Source organism: Pseudoalteromonas sp. 2CM41L, assembly GCF_023161905.1.
Classification (GTDB): Bacteria; Pseudomonadota; Gammaproteobacteria; order Enterobacterales; family Alteromonadaceae; genus Pseudoalteromonas; species Pseudoalteromonas atlantica.
Genome location: NZ_JALNTN010000010.1, coordinates 132,905 through 151,997 on the forward strand (window position 1 = coordinate 132,905; position 19,093 = coordinate 151,997).

The 19,093-nt window shown below is 40.8% G+C and carries 15 protein-coding genes; 7 read left to right on the forward strand and 8 right to left on the reverse strand.

Annotation, left to right across the window (positions count from 1 at the left end; translation table 11 throughout):
• The first annotated feature begins 35 nt into the window (after positions 1 to 35).
• Positions 36 to 944, forward strand: coding sequence for a pyridoxal-phosphate dependent enzyme (locus MTF64_RS12990; protein ID WP_248451652.1), 909 nt, complete (start codon positions 36 to 38; stop codon positions 942 to 944).
• Between the two features lie 138 nt (positions 945 to 1,082).
• Here MTF64_RS12990 and MTF64_RS12995 read toward each other — a convergent pair whose 3' ends face one another.
• The 6 genes from MTF64_RS12995 to MTF64_RS13020 form a co-directional block, all read right to left on the reverse strand.
• Positions 1,083 to 2,756 carry an EAL domain-containing protein gene (locus tag MTF64_RS12995; protein ID WP_096041073.1) on the reverse strand — a complete coding sequence of 558 codons (1,674 nt, stop codon included), beginning with the start codon at positions 2,754 to 2,756 and terminating at the stop codon, positions 1,083 to 1,085.
• A gap of 145 nt (positions 2,757 to 2,901) precedes the next feature.
• Positions 2,902 to 3,318 (reverse strand): arsenate reductase (glutaredoxin), encoded by a 417-nt coding sequence (arsC, locus tag MTF64_RS13000; RefSeq protein ID WP_054982914.1) that lies wholly within the window; start codon positions 3,316 to 3,318, stop codon positions 2,902 to 2,904.
• 9 nt (positions 3,319 to 3,327) lie between these two features.
• Positions 3,328 to 4,344 carry an ACR3 family arsenite efflux transporter gene (arsB, locus tag MTF64_RS13005; RefSeq protein WP_248451653.1) on the reverse strand — a complete coding sequence of 339 codons (1,017 nt, stop codon included), beginning with the start codon at positions 4,342 to 4,344 and terminating at the stop codon, positions 3,328 to 3,330.
• A gap of 9 nt (positions 4,345 to 4,353) precedes the next feature.
• Positions 4,354 to 5,076, reverse strand: coding sequence for an arsenical resistance protein ArsH (gene arsH, locus MTF64_RS13010; RefSeq protein ID WP_024032512.1), 723 nt, complete (start codon positions 5,074 to 5,076; stop codon positions 4,354 to 4,356).
• 171 nt (positions 5,077 to 5,247) lie between these two features.
• Entirely contained in the window at positions 5,248 to 7,974 is a 2,727-nt protein-coding gene (locus tag MTF64_RS13015) for a response regulator (protein ID WP_248451654.1), read from the reverse strand.
• A 170-nt stretch (positions 7,975 to 8,144) separates the two neighbouring features.
• A complete protein-coding gene (locus tag MTF64_RS13020) occupies positions 8,145 to 9,056 on the reverse strand; it encodes a LysR family transcriptional regulator (protein WP_248451655.1) in 912 nt (303 codons plus the stop codon).
• 138 nt (positions 9,057 to 9,194) lie between these two features.
• On the opposite strand from MTF64_RS13020, the gene MTF64_RS13025 reads away from it, so the two are divergent.
• From MTF64_RS13025 to MTF64_RS13040, 4 genes are all read left to right on the forward strand, one after another.
• Entirely contained in the window at positions 9,195 to 10,367 is a 1,173-nt protein-coding gene (locus MTF64_RS13025; RefSeq protein ID WP_248451656.1) for an MFS transporter, read from the forward strand.
• Positions 10,368 to 10,436: 69 nt separating this feature from the next.
• Positions 10,437 to 11,576, forward strand: coding sequence for an MFS transporter (locus MTF64_RS13030; RefSeq protein WP_055254624.1), 1,140 nt, complete (start codon positions 10,437 to 10,439; stop codon positions 11,574 to 11,576).
• Positions 11,577 to 11,587: 11 nt separating this feature from the next.
• On the forward strand, positions 11,588 to 12,121 hold the full coding sequence (locus MTF64_RS13035; protein ID WP_096041070.1) for a redoxin domain-containing protein: 534 nt from the start codon (positions 11,588 to 11,590) through the stop codon (positions 12,119 to 12,121).
• Between the two features lie 63 nt (positions 12,122 to 12,184).
• A complete protein-coding gene (locus MTF64_RS13040) occupies positions 12,185 to 12,595 on the forward strand; it encodes a hypothetical protein (protein ID WP_055254627.1) in 411 nt (136 codons plus the stop codon).
• Positions 12,596 to 12,716: 121 nt separating this feature from the next.
• Here the strand turns inward: MTF64_RS13040 and ssb are convergent, their stop codons facing one another.
• Positions 12,717 to 13,421 (reverse strand): single-stranded DNA-binding protein, encoded by a 705-nt coding sequence (ssb, locus tag MTF64_RS13045; protein WP_248451657.1) that lies wholly within the window; start codon positions 13,419 to 13,421, stop codon positions 12,717 to 12,719.
• A gap of 20 nt (positions 13,422 to 13,441) precedes the next feature.
• Positions 13,442 to 14,809: an MFS transporter gene (locus MTF64_RS13050; protein WP_054982921.1), complete on the reverse strand. Its 1,368-nt coding sequence runs from the start codon at positions 14,807 to 14,809 to the stop codon at positions 13,442 to 13,444.
• Positions 14,810 to 14,972: 163 nt separating this feature from the next.
• On the opposite strand from MTF64_RS13050, the gene uvrA reads away from it, so the two are divergent.
• A complete protein-coding gene (gene uvrA / locus MTF64_RS13055) occupies positions 14,973 to 17,795 on the forward strand; it encodes an excinuclease ABC subunit UvrA (RefSeq protein ID WP_096042531.1) in 2,823 nt (940 codons plus the stop codon).
• Positions 17,796 to 17,830: 35 nt separating this feature from the next.
• Positions 17,831 to 18,868: a hypothetical protein gene (locus MTF64_RS13060; RefSeq protein WP_096041069.1), complete on the forward strand. Its 1,038-nt coding sequence runs from the start codon at positions 17,831 to 17,833 to the stop codon at positions 18,866 to 18,868.
• Positions 18,869 to 19,093 lie beyond the last annotated feature (225 nt).

Consider the following 19,093-nt stretch of genomic DNA (forward strand, 5'->3'; position numbering starts at 1 on the left):
AGATTGTTAGTTTGCAAGTTTAAACGCGAGAAATAATGCTTAACTTATTTAATATTGAAAAAGAAAGTCCAATACAACAAATAGATAGTGACTGTCTAAAAAAGAGAAACATACGGTTAAGTATAAAAAGAGATGACTTACTTCACCCGCTAATAAGTGGTAATAAATGGCGTAAGCTAAAATATAATTTACAGCAAATGCAAGCCCTTAATAAAACACAACTCCTCACCTTTGGGGGGGCTTTTTCTAATCATGTTCACGCCTGTGCAGGGGCGGGTAAACTATTTAATATAAAAACCCACGCCATAATTAGAGGGCCACACTTAGATACTCAAAACCCCACCCTGCAATTTGCTAAACAGTGTGCAATGGATTTACATGCGGTTACTCGTATTGAATATAAGCAGCACCATGACCCAGATTATTTAGCTCAGTTGCAAGCACGCTTTACACAAGCCTATATAATTCCAGAAGGTGGAAGTAATACATACGCCCTGCCTGGGTGTGCTGAGCTTGCTAAAAGCTTACCAAAACATGATTACTTAGTATGTCCCACAGGAAGTGGAGGAACTCTTGCAGGCTTAATTGAAGGTAGCTATGAGGCCACACAGCTATTAGGGATTGCGGTATTAAAACAAGCCGAGTACTTGAACAATGAAATTACAGCACTCAGTAAAAAAGCAGCTCAGCAATCCAATTGGCAGCTACTTACTGAGTTTCATGATGGCGGTTATGGCAAATTTAGTAATGACTTATGGCAGTTTTGCCAACGCATGCAGCAGCAACATAACTTACCTCTTGAGCCTATATACAGCGGTAAAATGATGTATGCACTTTGGCAACTTATCGAGCAAGATTACTTTGCTGCTGGTAGTCATATAATGGCGATTCATACAGGCGGTTTACAGGGGCTCAATGGGCTAAAATATCGTGGCCTGATCTAGGGCTATTAACCTCTGGGCATTAAAACATGCTTACTTAAGGCCAGTTTAACCACGGTGCAATGTGTAACCTAGTGAGCTCTACAACCGCTGCTAGAGTGGCCCTTTTGGCTGTACTTAGCTTAAAAGGATTAACTGCCCTTAGTAAAATGTGGCATGTGTGTATTCCTGCAAGGGCTCAGAAAAGTAAAAACCTTGTGCGGCAACTACACCTAGTTTAGCCAACATAAGTAGCTCTTTTTGGGTTTCTACACCCACCGCGTACACAGGTATATTGAGCAACTTGCTTTGCGCCACAATGTTTTTAACTTGTTTTTGCTGTTGTGTTTTTTCATCCACATTATGAACAAGCGGATAACCCAGTTTAATACCGCTAACTAATTTTTGAGAAGCAATTTGGTTAATGTGCTCCACATTCTGTACATTATCAATCACCAGCAAACTTTGTAGGGCTGTAAGTTTTTCAAAGGCACCTGCTAGTTGCGCTTGGTACTTAATAAAGTCTGCTTCGCTAATTTCAAACTGTAACTTTCGCTTTGTCGTAAAATCTTTCATATTGGTGACAAACCAGTTCCAAAACTGCTCGTTAAACCAATTACTTATATGCAAATTAACGCTTACCGTTAGAGCACTGGGCTCAGCTAAAATAAGCTTTTTAACTTGAAGTAGCACCGCTTTATCTAACTCAAATGCTTGGTGATTGTTAAAGTCTTGATTAATAAAGTAACGCGCAGCTAATAAACCGTGCGGTTGCTGCCTAATTCTTATTAGCACTTCATGTTGTACAATATCGCCGCTGGTGATCATAAATAACGGTTGAAAGAATAAGATAAATTTATTCTTTTTAATATTTTCAATAACCTGCTTACTTGAAATTAAGTTCCCTTGCTCGTGCTGTAACGCGAGCCTATGCCAGTGCTGAATTAAGCTTTTTTCTGAAAATACTAAGGCCGACTTAGCGAGTTTAAAAATAACGGGTTGCTCAGTCGCATATCGATAATCGCACAGTCCAACCTTTATGTTTTTACGCGTTACTGTGCTTCGATAACGCTTACAAATTTGATAAACGCATTCGTGTAGGCTTTCACTGTATGTATCTAGCTTTGCTACAGGGATATTATTTAAAGTAATAGCAAGGTTGTTAGCATCAAATACATTAACTGATACTGCAGGAAGCTCTTTAAAATATTTTGCTATCAATACCTTAAAGCTTGCTTGGGTATCGGTATTTTCATCAAACACACAATCACATTTCACTATGGCAAATAAGCTATGCCGCGCTGCACTAACACCGTACATAGACTTTACTTCGCAGTTTAATGTGGTGATTTGCGTAGAAAGTTTTTTTGCAGCTTTAGTTTTGCTGTAAGGCAATGGCAGGTTCGCTGCCGGTTTTGTTACTAATACTTTCCACCATCTAACCCACCAGCTAGTGGCACCTAATATAATGATATTTAATAGTAAAAATAAGTAAGCTTGCTCCACCCAAGCAGGCCAGTGGTATAAACTTATGCTGAGCGTTTTATAGCTAAATACATCGTGCTGTATATCAACTAAGTATTTGAAGTGTTCGGCATTTGAGTGTGCAGCCAGCATAAAGCCCTTACTTTGCACCAATGCCTGCACTATTTCTTTATCGGCATTGGCATTAATTTGCAGCTCAAAAATTTGCTGCGTTAACTGCTGACCATTTTTATGAATTTTTTTATGGAGCGTATCATTTAAAAGCACATTAAAAATAATTACCACCAGCGTGAAACTGGTTAAGTAAATTATTTTTTTTTGCTCAGCAATTTTTATTAAGGCTTTATGCATAGTGCTCTCTGTGGCAACGCGACTATTTAAAGTGTTGTTCAAAATAGTCATTAGCACAAGCAGGCAAAGCAAGTTTAAATGTTTATAATTTTGCTAAACAAAAAAACCCCGTGTAAACGGGGTTTTGGCAAATAGTTTATTACTTTTAGGGTTGCTCGCCCTGCGCGTTTAATATCATTTCGCCGTCTTCTTTGTATAGCTCACCTTTAGGCCATTGTGCTAATAGCGTTAAAACTTGCTCACTCGGGCGACATAGCTTAACCCCTTTTTCGGTGCACACTATAGGTCTATTAACCAGTATAGGGTGCTCAAGCATGGCCTCTAAAATAGCTTCGTCTGTTACATTTTCATTTAACAAGCCTAGTTCTTCAGCAGGCGATTTACTCACTCTCAACGCTGTTTTTGGTGTTAAGTTTGCTGCGGCAAATAACGCTAACAATTGAGGTTTTGTCCAGCCCTCTTTAAGGTATTCAATAACCGTGGGGTTATAGCCAGCGGCTTTAATAATCTGCAATACATTGCGCGAAGTACCACAATCAGGGTTATGATGAATAACGACCATGACACTCTCCTAGTTAAACCAATGACGCGTTTTATTAGCAAAATAAACTAAGCTAAGCATAACAGGTACTTCAACAAGAACGCCCACAACGGTGGCAAGCGCAGCACCTGAGTGTAAACCAAATAATGAAATGGCTACGGCAACAGCGAGTTCAAAAAAGTTAGAAGTTGCAATCATGCAAGCTGGAGCTGCAATATTATGAGCTAGGCCCATTTTTTTTGCGGCTATATAGGCTATTGCAAAAATACCGTACGTTTGAATAAGCAGCGGAATAGCAATCAATACAATGGCTTCTGGGTTATCTATTAATGTTTGAGACTGAAAACCAAATAAAAGTGCCACCGTTGCCAGTAAGCCAATTATAGAATACGGTTTCATTATCTTTAAAAAGTGATTTAACCGTGTGTGATCTTCACCTTTATCTAACTTTTTGCGGGTAATAGCGCCTGCTATTAATGGAATAAGTACATACAAAACCACCGAGAGTAATAACGTGTCCCACGGTACCGTTATGTCTGTTACCCCTAGTAATAAACCTGCTATGGGCGCAAAGGCAAATATCATAATAATATCGTTGATAGATACCTGCACTAACGTGTAATTAGCATCACCTTTTGTTAATTGACTCCACACAAACACCATTGCAGTACATGGTGCTACTCCTAATAAAATCATACCGGCTATGTATTCTGTTGCCGTTTGTGGGTCAACAAAGTCTGCAAAAATGCCTTTAAAAAATAACCACCCTAGTAAGGCCATGGTAAAGGGCTTTATGAGCCAGTTGATAACGACTGTCAGTACTAAGCCTTTAGGCTTTTTGCCTACATCTTTAATAGAAGAGAAGTCAATTTGCACCATCATTGGGTAAATCATAAACCAAATGAGTACAGCGATAACAATATTTACATGTGCATATTCTAAGCTTGCAACAACACTAAATACATCGGGTACGGTGTAACCGGCGACAATCCCTAGCGCGATTGCCAGCGCAACCCACACCGATAAAAAGCGTTCAAATAACCCCACAGTGACCTCCTAAATGTCTTTTTGATTTACGCGTTTACTGAGCTGCTCTGCTGTTTCTACTCGCTCAGAGTATCTATCAACAAAGTAATCTTTTTGGTCGCGCATTAATAAGGTAAATTTTACGAGCTCTTCCATTACATCCACAATTCGATTGTAAAAAGCGGAAGGCTTCATTCGGCCATTCTCTTCAAATTCTAAAAACGCTTTAGGCACCGATGACTGATTAGGTATTGTTACCATGCGCATCCAGCGCCCTAATACGCGTAACTGATTAACCACATTAAATGACTGCGAACCACCACAAACCTGCAGCACAGCCAGCGTTTTTCCTTGTGTAGGTCTTACGCCACCCAGGTTTAATGGAACCCAATCAATCTGGTTTTTAAATACACTCGTCATAGCACCGTGTCGCTCCGGCGAGCACCATACTTGCCCTTCAGACCAGAGCATTAAATCACGTAGCTCTTGCACCTTAGGGTGCGTCTCATCTTCACTATCTGTTATGGGTAAACCTTCAGGGTTAAATATTTTAACCTCAGCACCAAAGTGGGTTAGCAAGCGTGCACTTTCTTCTATAACTAACTTGCTATATGAGCGAGCTCTTAGCGATCCGTATAACAATAAGATTTTAGGTTTATGAGATGAAAACGTTAGCGTGAAATCCTTAACGGTAGGAGGAGTGCTTTGTGAAAGTTCTAAATTAGGTAGCTCGTGTTCAATTGATTTACTCATAATCCTTAACCTTGTAGTTCTATAGCGAACTAAATATATATGAAAAAACGAATATATGAAATTTCACATATTAAAAGGTGTGAGTCAAACCCTATTTATATAAATTTTGCGTTTGGTTTTTTAACGTTGCAGGCGTTAAAGCCTGCTATTAAAGGTAGGTAATTGATAAGTTTATTTATTTAAGCAATTAAGTATTGTATCGCGTAATGTTTTAGCTTTTATTGGTTTAGCAACATGTGCATTCATACCAATAGATAGGTAGTGAGTAATATCATCTTTCATTACGTTTGCAGTTAACGCAATGATAGGCATAGAGGCAAGCGCAGTATTGCTATCACTGCGTATTACTTTAGTCGCTTCTACACCGTCCATAATGGGCATATGAATATCCATTAAAATAATATCAAACGTTTCTAATTTTACGGTTTGTATGCATTGTAAACCATTTTCTACTACGTGCACTTGCGCCCCACTGGCGGCTAATATATCGGATACAATTAATCTGTTTATGGCGTTATCTTCCACAACGAGTATTTTTACCCCTTGCAGTGGCTTTTCGGTGGCAGGTTTATGGGTATTACTTGTAGAAGGGCTAACCACTTTGCTTTTCATCGCTTCAAATAACACGCTGGTAAGCACAGGCTTATGCAAAATAGTTTTAATGTTTATCTTTTTAGCTATGTCGTAAATTGCGTCGTTTTTGCTTGCTGTAAGTACAATAATATTGTTGCAAAGTTGTGGGTTTACTTTGTAAATGCGGGTAAAAAACGTTTCACTGCTCATGGTCGGCATTTCACAATCAACAATAATAATTTTATAAGTGTTTATATTTTCTTTAATTATCTCTATTGCATCACTTGCCTGCGTGCAAGGCGTACAACGCAGTCCCATTGCACTAAGCTGACTTTTAATTAAGCTTAAATCATCTTCGTTATCATCTATTAGCAATACATCAAATGGTTCAGCAAATGATAACTGTGGGCTGTCTTCTATTAATGCTTGGGTGTTTACCTCAACGTTTATGGTAGCAATAAACTCACTGCCTTCACCTTGCGTACTGCTTACAGAAATATCGCCACCCATTGCTTGGCATAAACGTTTACTAATGGCTAAGCCTAACCCAGTTCCCCCGTATTTTCGGGTTGTAGAGCTGTCGGCCTGAGTAAATGACTCAAACAAGTTAGGTAAGCTTTTTGCATCAATACCAATGCCGGTGTCTTTAACACTAAAGCGTAAAACAGTACTTTTGGCGTCATTGGGGGCTTCTTCTGCGTCTATTTGCACCGAAACAGCCCCTTTAGAGGTAAACTTAATCGCGTTAGAGCACAAGTTAATTAATACTTGGTTTATACGCACCACATCGCCAACTAAGTTATGTTTCACGTTATCGCTAATATTAATCTCAAACGCAATTCCTTTACTCCGCGCCCTATTTTCAAATGTGGTCGTTATATAATCGACAACCGCGTTTAACGAAAATGCAAAGGCCTCGAGTTTGATATTTCCTGACTCGATTTTTGAAAAATCTAAAATGTCATTAATAACCACAAGCAATTGATCTGACGAGTACTTTATTTTTTCTAAATACTGTTTATCTTCTTCAGGTAAGTTTTTGCCCAATAAAATATTTGTCAGCCCTATAATGCCACTCATTGGGGTTCTGATCTCGTGACTCATATTGGCTAAAAATTCAGATTTTGACGAGGTAAGTTGCTCTGCTTCTTCTTTAGCTTGTAGTAGCTCTTTAGTGCGTTGCTCTACACGCGATTCAAGTCGTAGCTTTTCTTCATCAAGCGCGTTTACAAGCTGAATGCGGCGGCGGTTTAACCGTAATACAAACACTAAAAAAGCGCTCAATACAAAAATAGTAATGGCGGCGCTGTAAATTAACACTTTATTTTGTTCAAAGTAACTCGGCTTGTAATAAGCAATAATCGATTTTTCTGGCAGGCTTTGCGGGGCAACATTATATTTTTTTAGCTGTCGCCAATCGTATTTATGAACACTTAAATTTTCATCGCTTATAGTAGGTAACACGTTATTTTCACTGTAAGAAATAATAGCTTCACCCACGCGTTTACCTATTTTCTCACCTGATAAAACATAACCACCCACTACACCTGAGCCCAATAAAACTTCCCAGTAGCTAAAAATGGGGGCGTTACTGTGCTGAGCGAGTAAGCTGACGAGCTGATACGGGCTAATCGACTTATTTTCGTAATTTCTAAATATAGGGGTAAATAAAATAATGGCGTCTGAAGGCGCATTCTTTACTTTTGTCATCAGTTCAGCAGCCGGAAGATCAAACCATTGCTCAACTTCTAAATACGAAAAATCTTGGCTGATAAAATTAAACAGCCCTGTATAAAAGTTTCTACCTATTTCATTTTTAGTATCTAAGATGACTATGAGCTTTTTAGGTTTCATTAAATTAACCGCGCTGGCGGTTGCTTGCTTGTAGTCTAACTTAGCCTGCATTGAGGCACTATTAGTGTTTGCCGGCAGCCTAAACTGTTCGCCAGGTTCTAAATAAATTTTTGGTGTGCTAGTAAAAAAATCATTCAATTGCGATATTAACGTGGCAGCTGAGGGGGATTGCGTGACAATTATATCTATGTGCTTATTTTTATATTTTTGCTTAAGGTAGTCGCTCATTAATTGCGCTTGAGTGGCCTCATCAAAGCGCCCTACATCAATGTTTTCAACAAAAAGCTCATAGTCAAAAGTCCGTGTTGATAGCTCGCTATTTAAGCCCTCTTCAACACTTTTATGCCAAGGCATATGTTGGTTGGTAGAATTTATAAATAAGACATTGGTAATTTTAGAATCCGGTTGAGCGCTTACCGGCAAACTGGCAAATTGAAAAACAAGAAATAAAAATAAAATAATGGCTTTCATGTTTCTCATAGTTGCTTGAAGTAATTAGTACCACTAGAGTAGATGTTAATTAGTTACAAATCAATTAAATGAGATGTAAATTACAAAGGTGTATTTGCGTTTTTGCGCATTTACGCCTCGCTAATTATTGCAGCGCATAAGTTAGCTAAAAGCGCTTTTATAAAGCCAACTCAATTACGCATGCTAAGCTGAATCTCTGCTTGGGCATTAAGTGCCATTTCAACAAACGCTTGCGTGGTAGCGCTGCTGTTAATTTGCTTGTATTGCAGCTGCAAATAAATTTGTGTGTCGACCTTTTCTAACTCTATAAAATGGCAACCCTCGCTATATAATTTACTTACACAATAAGGCGCTATAGCTAACCCTAAACCAGCGGCAACCTCTGTTACTAAGGTTTGCATATGCCTTGGCTGACTAATAATGTTAGGTGAAAAGCCAGCGCGCTTGCAACGAGTAATAATTTCATCAAACAACCCTAAGGCTTCGTCGCGATTAAAAAGAATAAACGGCTCATTTTTAAGGGTTTTCAAATCAATAGTTTGCGCCGATGCAAAGGGATGGTTTTTGTTGACCACCGCTACGAGGCGGTCCACATAAATAGTTTCACTTATAAACTCATCGGCTATGGTGCTTGGTAACGGCCGAGAAAACGCAACATCTACCCGTTCGTTTTTAAGGGCCTCTATTTGCTCGGTCGCGGTCATTTCTAGCAAGGTAACGTGAACATTAGGAAACTGCGACTTATACGTTCGGATTAATTTGGCTAAAAATGTTAAACACGCAGAGCTTAAATACGCAATACTCAGCGAGCCTAACTGCCCGCTATCGACCAGTTTAACCTTATTTTTAGCCCGCTCTGTAAGCGCTAAAATTGCCGTGGCATCTTTAACTAACTGCTCTCCCGCTTGCGTGATCGACACCTCCCGAGAGTTACGGGTAAACAAGCTAACACCTAGCTGCTCTTCTAACGAAGAAATATGGCGACTTATAGCGGGTTGAACAGTATGTAGCTCTTGAGCCGCTTCTGAAAAGCTCAGGTGCTTAGCCACTGCAATAAAACTTTTTAATATTTTTATATCCATGTGCGACTCAAATTTGCTCTGTATGAGAGGTATAGCAACAACTATACGTTATTTGTATAGATTCCATCAAATTTAAACATTTCTAACATCAAGCTTCTCCCTCTATCATTCGCCTACCTTTTAATGTTGGAGAGCAAAATGACCCAGGTAACGCAAAGTGCCTCGTTAAGTCGCTTTATTTTATTGTTGATGACAACCGCCATTGCAGCAACCGCTGCAAACCTATATTACAGCCAGCCAATTTTACCCCTGATTGATAACGAGTTTAATTTAACGGATTCACAACTTGGTAGCATTCCCGCATTTACTCAATTTGGTTACGCTTTTGCCCTATTGTTTATTTCGCCGCTGGGGGATTCTATTGCGCGTCGTCGCTTAATAAGCATTTTATCGGGCTTACTGGTTATTGCATGTAGTTTTGCCGTATTTACACCTAACTTACCGCTGTTATTAATGTCGGTATTTTTAATAGGGGTAAGTGCCAACATTACCCAGCAATTAATCCCTTTTGCGGCATCACTTGTATCTGCTGAAAATAAAGGGGCTACATTGGGCACCTTAATGATGGGTCTAACCATTGGTATTTTACTTTCACGCACGTTAAGCGGTTTTGTAGGAGAGCACTTTGGTTGGCGTGGCGTATTTGTTATGTCTGCAATATTAGCTGCGCTATTTGGTGTACTACTTAGGCTCTTTTTACCCCTAAATAAACCACAAACTAGCTTACGTTACTGGCCGCTACTTAAAAGTACAGTGGCGTTATTTAAACAGCACAAACCACTACAAGTGTTTACTTTAACTGGCGCGCTTTGGTTTGCTGCTTTTAATGTACTGTGGGCTACTTTAGCTATTTATGTCAGTGATGCACCTTTTAACTACAGTGCCCAAGAGGCCGGATTATTTGGCATCATCGCATTAGCTGGCGTAATAGGGGCTAAGTCTTCGGGTAAGTGGGTCAATGCGTTGGGCTCTAAAAAATTAGTCATGATAGTACTCACACTTGCCGCAATTGGCTTTGCTATTACAGGCGTTTTTTTAGGAAACCTAATAGCCCTAATTATCGGTATTATTTTAATCGACTTCGCTATTTTTAGCGCACAAGTAGCCAATCAAGTCCGCGTATTTAGCATAGACCCAAGCGCACAAAGCCGTATTAATGGTGTGTACATGCTCGGCTACTACTTAGGTGGCGCATTTGGCTCAATTATTGGTGTGAAAGCCTTTGCTTTGTACCAGTGGCCTGGCGTAGTCGTCCTTAGTGTAGTGTTAATTACCATCAGCGCTGCTTTTAACTCTCTCGCAAAAAAATAACCGCCATTAACTCCTTGCAACTAAGCGTAAGTCCCCCTTAGTTGCCCCATTTAAAAACAGAGAATACTTATGAATAAACTCAATAACGCAGGAAGCTACACTTTGCTGTGTATAGCTTGCTTAACAATCATGGTGGGTGCATTGGTTGCACCTGGTTTAATCAGTATATCAACAGCCCTAAATGTTGCTGACAGTGCGGTATTTTTAGTGACCTTACCGGCTTTAGGGGCTGTTATATTTGCGCCTATTGCAGGTAAATTAATTGATAAATATGGCGCTTACCGTTCATTAATTATTGGCTTATTTTTATACGGCTTTTTAGGTGCAAGCGTGTATTGGTTACAAGGGCCGTTGTTGGTTTTTGCTAACCGTATTTTGCTTGGCGGTGTTACCTCAATTGTTATGGCCGGTTGTACCGTTTTAATATCACAGTGGTACTTTGGTAAAGCGCGCCTAGGCATGCTTGCTAAGCAAGGTATGGCAATAGAGCTCGGTGGCGTTATATTTCTATTTATAGGTGGCCTACTTGCTGTGCAGCATTGGGCTTTACCATTATCGTTGTACCTTATTTCTTGGGTATTTTTAGCCATGTTGCTACTTTTTGTGCCGCGTAATCACCCTCAAGCACAAGAGGCACAAGCAACACAAGAGCACGTAATATCAAATAAAGGCTTATCTCTTAAGCATGTGTATTCGCTGGCTGTGCTTGCAATGATCACGTTTTTTAGCGCAATTGTTTTACTACCCAGCACAATGCATGCGCAAAATTATAATGAAGAACAAGTAGGGTTTTTACTCTCTTTCATCTCGTTAGTGGCTGTTGTTGGGGCACACTTTATGCCTCAGTTAACTAAAAAAATGGGCGAGCAAAAAGTACTTGCGCTGGCATTTATAGGCTATGGGGCATCATTTGCTTTCTTTTTACAAACGGGTACAGCGTTATTGGTAATAGGCGCTGTGTTTAGCGGTATTGGCTTTGGTTTTAGCATCCCACTATTAAACCATATGACCGTAGAGCGCAGCGCAGCCTCTGTTCGCGGTCGTAACCTCTCTTATTTCACAATGGCTGTTTTTTCTGGGCAATTTTTAACATCGTTTGTTGAATATATCCCAGGAGGCACTCGCAATATTTTTATTAGCTGTATCAGCTTATGTGCACTCACCGCGCTGTACTTATTTGTTAAAAAAAATCATTCACAATCAGTATAAAAGAGGTTTTTATGTCAGAGTCATTTAAATTAATAGCCGGTAATTCATTTCCAACAGTTACTGCACACTTGCTCGATGGTACAACCGCAGATCTAAGTAAGCCGCACGGTGGCGCCGAGTGGCAAATGCTCGTGGTATACAGAGGCAAGCATTGCCCGCTTTGTATGCGTTACTTAAATTTACTAGAAGCGCAATTACCCGCATTAAAGGCACTTGGGGTGAGCGTTTGTGCCGTTTCTGCAGATAGCCGCGCACAGCTAACACAAAGCATGGACACACTCGCGATTAGCTTTCCTATTGCGTATGGTTTAACACAGCAGCAAATGAAACAACTTGGGCTGTATATTTCCTCACCTCGCTCTGAGCAAGAAACCGACCACAACTTTGCAGAGCCCGCGATATTTGTCGTAAATGAGCAAGGGGTATTGCAAGCTGTAAATATTTCTAATGCCCCGTATTTACGCCCTGAGTTAGACGTGGTTGTAAGAGGCCTAAAGTTTATTAAAGAGCAAAATAACTACCCTATTCGCGGCACTGTTGTGTAACCATTTAAATTGCAGCCGTGGCGTTTATTACCTTACGGCTGCTTTATTAAGGCATAAGCTTTCATGAAGAATTTATTTAGTAACCTTTTAAATTTAGCCAGCGCGCTTTTTATGTTTAAGTTTGCCCTGCCAAAATTATTAGCAGCGCAGGTAAGCGTTAAAACCTTTAGCTACTTTGCGCAGGTACTGCCCGTTAACGCTAAAATTTATATGTATAGCGTTGGTTTACTGGAGTTGGTAGTGGGTTTAATGATGCTTGCTCTTTTGTTTATTAAAAATGAAAAGCAAAAAGCACTGTTTACCTATGTTGCGTATGTTTTATTGGCGGGTACGTTAATTGGGGCGCTGTTACATGAATATTTTGTTCGCCCCGAGCCAGTTGCTCAGTTAGTGACTTACTCAGGCTGCTTTTTAGTTATATGTGCCATTCAATTTTTAGCCTATAAAAAGGCGCTAATAGCGCGTTTTGAGTGACTTTAAGGCGTTAAATGGTAGATAGAAACAGTGCCTTTTGTGCTAAAACGTGTAGTTACAAAAAAGCCGCTAAATAGCGGCTTTTAAGTAAATTTTTCAACATTTATTTTTTTGTCTTTGGTTAGAACGGAATGTCGTCATCAAAATCTATTGTGGGTTCCATAGGATTTGATGCACCGCCCTGAGGGGCGTTTTGCGGCTTAGGTGCAAAACCACCTTGCTGCTGTGGCGCATTACTTTGCCCAGGAGCAAAGCCACTGTTGTTTGATTGCTGGTATTGGTTATTCTGCTGTGGAGCAGGTGCTGCAGCTGGGCGTTGTGCTGGTGCAGCTTGTTGCTGTGGCGCATAACCACTTTGCTGGCTGTTTTGAGCTTGGTTGTTTTGACCATAGCCACCGCCTTGTTGATTATTTTGGTAACCGCCACCTTGTTGGCCGCCTTGATTACCTTGATAACCACCACCTTGCTGATCGCCACCGCGAGCGCCTAGCATTTGCATTTGACCCGTAAAGCCATCAACAACGATTTCTGTTGTGTATTTTTCTTGGCCTTGTTGGTCGGTCCATTTACGTGTTTGAAGTTTACCTTCAACGTAAATTTGCGAGCCTTTACGGCAGTACTCACCAACAATTTCAGCTAGCTTGCCAAAAAATACTACACGGTGCCATTCAGTTTTATCAACCATTTGGCCAGTGTTTTTGTCTTTATAGCTGTCTGACGTTGCTAAGGTAATATTTGCTACACCATTGCCATTAGGCATGTAACGAACTTCAGGATCTTGTCCTAAATTACCAACCAAAATTACTTTGTTCACACCGCGTGCCATGGAACCTTCTCCTATAAACGTTAGATTAAACCAGCTACTTTACGTGCTTGGTCTAGGTCAAATTCTTTATCATTAATCTTTAAATAGCTGCGGCTTTCGTCGCGTACTACTGTTGCTTCTATTACGCCAGGTAAAGCAACTAGCTGAGAAGCAAGTGCTTGAGCTTGCTCTTCAGAACTTAAATTGGTCATTAAACTAATAACTTTACTTTTCGGTGGGACTTGCATTTTCCACGCAATAATAAGCCATATTAACCCAACAAGTGCCGCTGCCGCAAACACAGCTTGCGTACTTGTAGTTTGGGCAACATAACCCCCTAAAATACCACCTAAAAAAGCCCCCAAAAACTGGCTAGACGAATACCCACCCATTGCCGAACCTTTTTGGCTAGCGGGCGCAATACGCGATACAAGCGCAGGCATAGTGGCTTCTAAAAAATTAAATGCTACAAAATAAAGCAGCATACAAATGGCAATGCCAACCACGCTATTCACCCAAATAGACATAGCAAGCATACTAATAGAAAGCAGTGCTACTGAGCCAATAAACGCCTGTTTTTCTTTTTCTTTTTTAATGGCAATAATCATAATAGGGACCATTAAAATAAACGCTAACAGCAATACTGGAATATATAAATACCAATGATGGTTTGCCACTAAGCCATCTTTTATTAGTTGGCTCGGCAGTACCACAAAAATAGTGGTTAGCGTTAAATGTAGCAGTAATACGCCTGCATTTAAGCGCGATAATTGCGGATGCTTAATAAGCTTTTTAATATCACTAAAGCTTGCCAAGGTATCGCCTTTGGGCGCTTTGTTTACTGCGTTTGGCACTAGAAATAAAATAATACCAATACCGAACACAGCAAGTATTGCTGTTAACCAGAATACGCCTGCTACACCCCACGACGCGGCAACAATAGGCCCAAGTAACATAGCAAAAGCAAAGCTCATGCCTATACTCATACCAATTACGGCCATTACTTTAGGGCGCTGTTCGTCGCGGCTTAGGTCGCTGGCAAAAGCAAGCAGCGCACTGGCTATAGCGCCCATACCTTGTAGTGCACGGCCCACTGTAACCATTTGAATAGATTCAGCAAGGGCTGCAATAACAGAGCCCAACGCAAACACAACTAAGCCACCAACAATTACTTTTTTACGGCCTATTTTATCTGACAAACGCCCCATAGGAATTTGCAGTACCGCTTGCGTTAAGCCATACGCGCCAATAGCAAATCCTATCCACATAGGCGAAAAACCATCAAGCGATTGGCCATAAATAGCCAATACAGGCATCAGCATAAACAAGCCGAGCATTCTAAATGCAAACACACTCGCCAGCGATACAGCGGCGCGCTTTTCTCGTGAATTAAGTGAAGATGCGGTCATTATCTGCGTATTCTTACGATATGAAAAATTTAGGCTGGGATTCTACCACAAGCTTGGCAATAATTAATCGCCTATAAGTAAGGATTTTTTCGTTGATCATTGATTAATAATGTTTCGTATTATGCGATACTGGACAAATAATTTTGGTAATAAACGAGATAGCATGGAAAACATTGAAGTCCGAGGCGCCCGTACGCACAATTTAAAAGACATCAGCCTAACCATCCCACGTGATAAATTAATTGTTATCACAGGCCTATCTGGTTCGGGAAAGTCATCACTGGCATTTGATACTTTATATGCAGAAGGACAGCGTCGTTATGTTGAGTCACTTTCTGCCTACGCAAGGCAATTTTTATCGTTAATGGAAAAGCCCGACGTTGATCATATTGAAGGCCTCTCTCCCGCCATTTCTATTGAGCAAAAATCTACATCGCACAATCCTCGCTCAACAGTGGGTACCATTACCGAAATATACGATTACTTGCGTTTAATGTTTGCCCGCGTGGGCGAACCACGATGCCCAACCCACGACTTACCACTTGCAGCACAAACAATTAGCCAAATGGTTGATACCGTTTTAGCACTGCCAGAGGGCACTAAGCTGATGCTTTTAGCGCCAGTGGTTAAAGAGCGTAAAGGTGAGCACGTTAAATTACTTGAGCAACTTGCAAGCCAAGGCTACATTCGCGCTCGTATAGACGGCGAAGTATGCGACTTATCAGATCCGCCAACACTTGAGCTTCATAAAAAACACACTATTGAAGTGGTGGTTGACCGCTTTAAAGTAAAAGATGGCCAACAGCAGCGTTTAGCAGAGTCGTTCGAAACCGCACTAGAGATGTCTGGCGGTGTGGCAAATGTAGCCTACATGGACGACAGCACGATAGAAGAAATGCTGTTCTCGGCAAATTTTGCCTGCCCCACCTGTGGCTACGCAATGACCGAATTAGAACCGCGCTTATTTTCGTTTAATAACCCTGCAGGTGCGTGTCAAAGCTGTGATGGTTTAGGCGTACGCCAATACTTTGATCCTAACCGTGTGGTACATAACCCAGAGCTCAGCCTTGCAGGTGGTGCTATTAAAGGATGGGATAAACGCAGCTTTTATTATTTTCAAATGCTACAGGCGGTCGCCGAGCACTATAACTTTGATTTAGATGTGCCATTTGAAAAGCTGGCTAAAGAATCGCAAAAAATTATTTTAGAAGGCTCAGGGCAAACAAAAATAGCCTTTAACTACCGTAACGATAGGGGCGATTTAATAACACGCAACCACGAGTTTGAAGGCGTGTTAAACAACATGAACCGTCGCTATCGCGAAACTGAGTCAAACTCGGTGCGTGAAGAGCTCGCTAAATATCAAACTAGCCAAGCGTGCCCTAGTTGTCATGGCTCGCGTTTGCGCCAAGAAGCACGCCACGTATTTATAGGTCAAACAAACCTGCCTGCTATTACTACCATGAGCATTGGCGAAGCGATGGACTTTTTTGAAGGCTTATCACTTACGGGTCAAAAAGCCCAAATAGCTGAAAAAATCCTGAAAGAAATTCGCGACCGCTTATCGTTTTTAATTAATGTAGGCCTTAATTACTTATCGCTTGAGCGCAGTGCCGATACCCTCTCCGGTGGTGAAGCCCAGCGTATTCGTTTAGCCAGTCAAATAGGTGCAGGCCTTGTAGGCGTAATGTACGTACTAGATGAGCCATCAATTGGTTTACACCAGCGCGATAACGACCGTTTATTACAAACATTGGTGCATTTACGCGACTTAGGTAATACCGTTATTGTTGTTGAGCACGATGAAGACGCGATTCGCGCAGCCGATCACATTATTGATATTGGCCCTGGCGCGGGAGTGCACGGCGGACACATTATTGCACAAGGTACACGTGACGATATTTTAGCCACTAAAGACTCAGTAACGGGCCAGTTTTTATCAGGCGTGCGCAAAATAGAAGTGCCACAAGAGCGTAACCCAACCAGCGACAAATGGCTTGAGCTATTTGGTGCCACAGGTAATAACCTAAAAAATGTAGACTTAAAAATTCCATTTGGCTTATTAACCTGTATTACAGGGGTATCAGGCTCAGGTAAATCAACGCTCATTAACGATACACTCTTTAAGCTTGCGCATACCGAGCTTAACGGCGCGACCACGGCAGAAGCCGCGCCTTACAAATCAATTAGTGGCCTTGATCACTTTGACAAAGTGATTGATATTGACCAAAGCCCAATTGGTCGCACACCGCGCTCAAACCCTGCAACCTACACAGGTATTTTTACCGGTATTCGTGAGTTATTTGCAGGTACACAAGAAGCCCGCTCTCGCGGCTATAAAGTAGGTCGCTTTAGCTTTAACGTGAAAGGCGGGCGCTGTGAAGCCTGCCAAGGGGATGGTGTAATTAAAGTAGAAATGCACTTTTTGCCTGATGTATATGTACCGTGCGATGTATGTAAGGGCGCGCGCTATAACCGCGAAACCTTAGAAGTACAATACAAAGGTAAAAACATTCACCAAGTGCTCGAAATGACCGTTGAAGACGCGCACGACTACTTTGATAAAATACCTGCAATAGCGCGTAAACTTAAAACGCTAATGGACGTAGGTTTATCGTATATTCGCCTAGGGCAAGCTGCTACCACGCTCTCTGGTGGTGAAGCACAACGTGTAAAACTGGCTCGTGAGCTTTCTAAACGCGATACAGGTAAAACATTGTATATACTTGATGAGCCAACAACCGGCCTTCACTTTGCCGATATTGAACAACTACTTGTGGTATTACATCGCCTGCGCGATCATGGTAATACCATTGTGGTAATTGAGCATAACTTAGATGTGGTTAAAACCGCAGACTGGGTGGTTGATTTAGGCCCTGAAGGGGGCGCTGGGGGCGGTGAAATACTCATTGCAGGCACGCCTGAAGAAGTAGCCGAATGTGAACGCTCGCATACTGGGCATTACCTAAAGCCCCTATTAAACTAACTGGGGTTTATTACCTCATACGATAAGGAAAGTCGGTGTTAAGGCGTTATAAAATTATAAAATGGCGAGCCAGTAGGTTATTTAAAAAGCTGCAAAAAAAATTGCAGCCTCTTAAAGCTGATATTGATAAGCATATTAAACCCATATGGTTTAGCCTTAGCACCGCGCAAAAGCTTTACTTAGCAGCGCTTATATCTGTGATTTTCTTTAAATCCTGGTCACTTTGTGCGCTTTTAACAATGACCGCCCTGGTAATTGAATTTTGGCCAAAGTTTAATAAACTATGGCACTCTTTAGCAGGCAAAGCTTTAATTTTGGTTTTTTATGCAACCATTGCTAATTTTGTTTTGGCAAATGCAAGCAGTATTGTTAACGAAGTAACTCACGTATCAGCTGCAAACATGAGCTACACACACAATTTTGCAACTTTGATATATTTACCCATTTGGGCATTAGGAATTACACTCTGTACATTACTAATATTTCAATTTATTTTACCCTTTTATATTATAATGCTGTTACTTATAAAGCCATTTGGTTCGCAAAGCATTAAATATATAAGTCAAAGCTACTCTCCCTTACTTACCGCATCTATTAGATTAATATTAGCCTTCATAACTTTAAGTACCCTCTATCCTTTATTGGACGATAGGGATGAAGCAACATTTCTATCAGATATAGAAAACGGTTTCTATTTTGGAAGAGAGCTGGCTAGTGACTCTCCTGAGGTAAAGGGGCATGCTATGGTCAACCTAAATGAAAGGCTGGCTAAACAGGAAACAAAAACTCAACCCAGCTCGCCAAAAGCAGAAGAAATAAATGAATTCGCCGAATCTGCAAGTTCATTTGTTGCTACTGAAGGTTATTTTGGGCGTAGTAAACACCTTATAGCGATGTTTGCATTTAATTACGAAGCGGATGAATACTCAAGGTGTAAAAAAGCCAAAAATAGCAAAGTGGTAGAGTTGAACGATTACGAAATAGTAGAGATTACGCCAAATGAAACTATGCCTTATGGCTATTCTTTTATTGTAAAAGCCTGCGAATCGCCTGCGTTTAAGTCCACTAGCTAATAAATTATGGCTTTTTTAAGTGATGAATGAAGTATTAGAAGTTATAAAAAAATGCCGCTAAATTTAGCGGCATTTTTATTTGCTTATACTAGGGCGTGTTGATCTTTGATGGTTGAATTTGCAGCAGTATGTTTGGTTTTTAGGCAAAGCAGAGCCTATGAAGTGTGGTTACTCCCCATAAATAGGCGATAACGCAGCATAAATGCCAAACATGCGCTGCCCTTC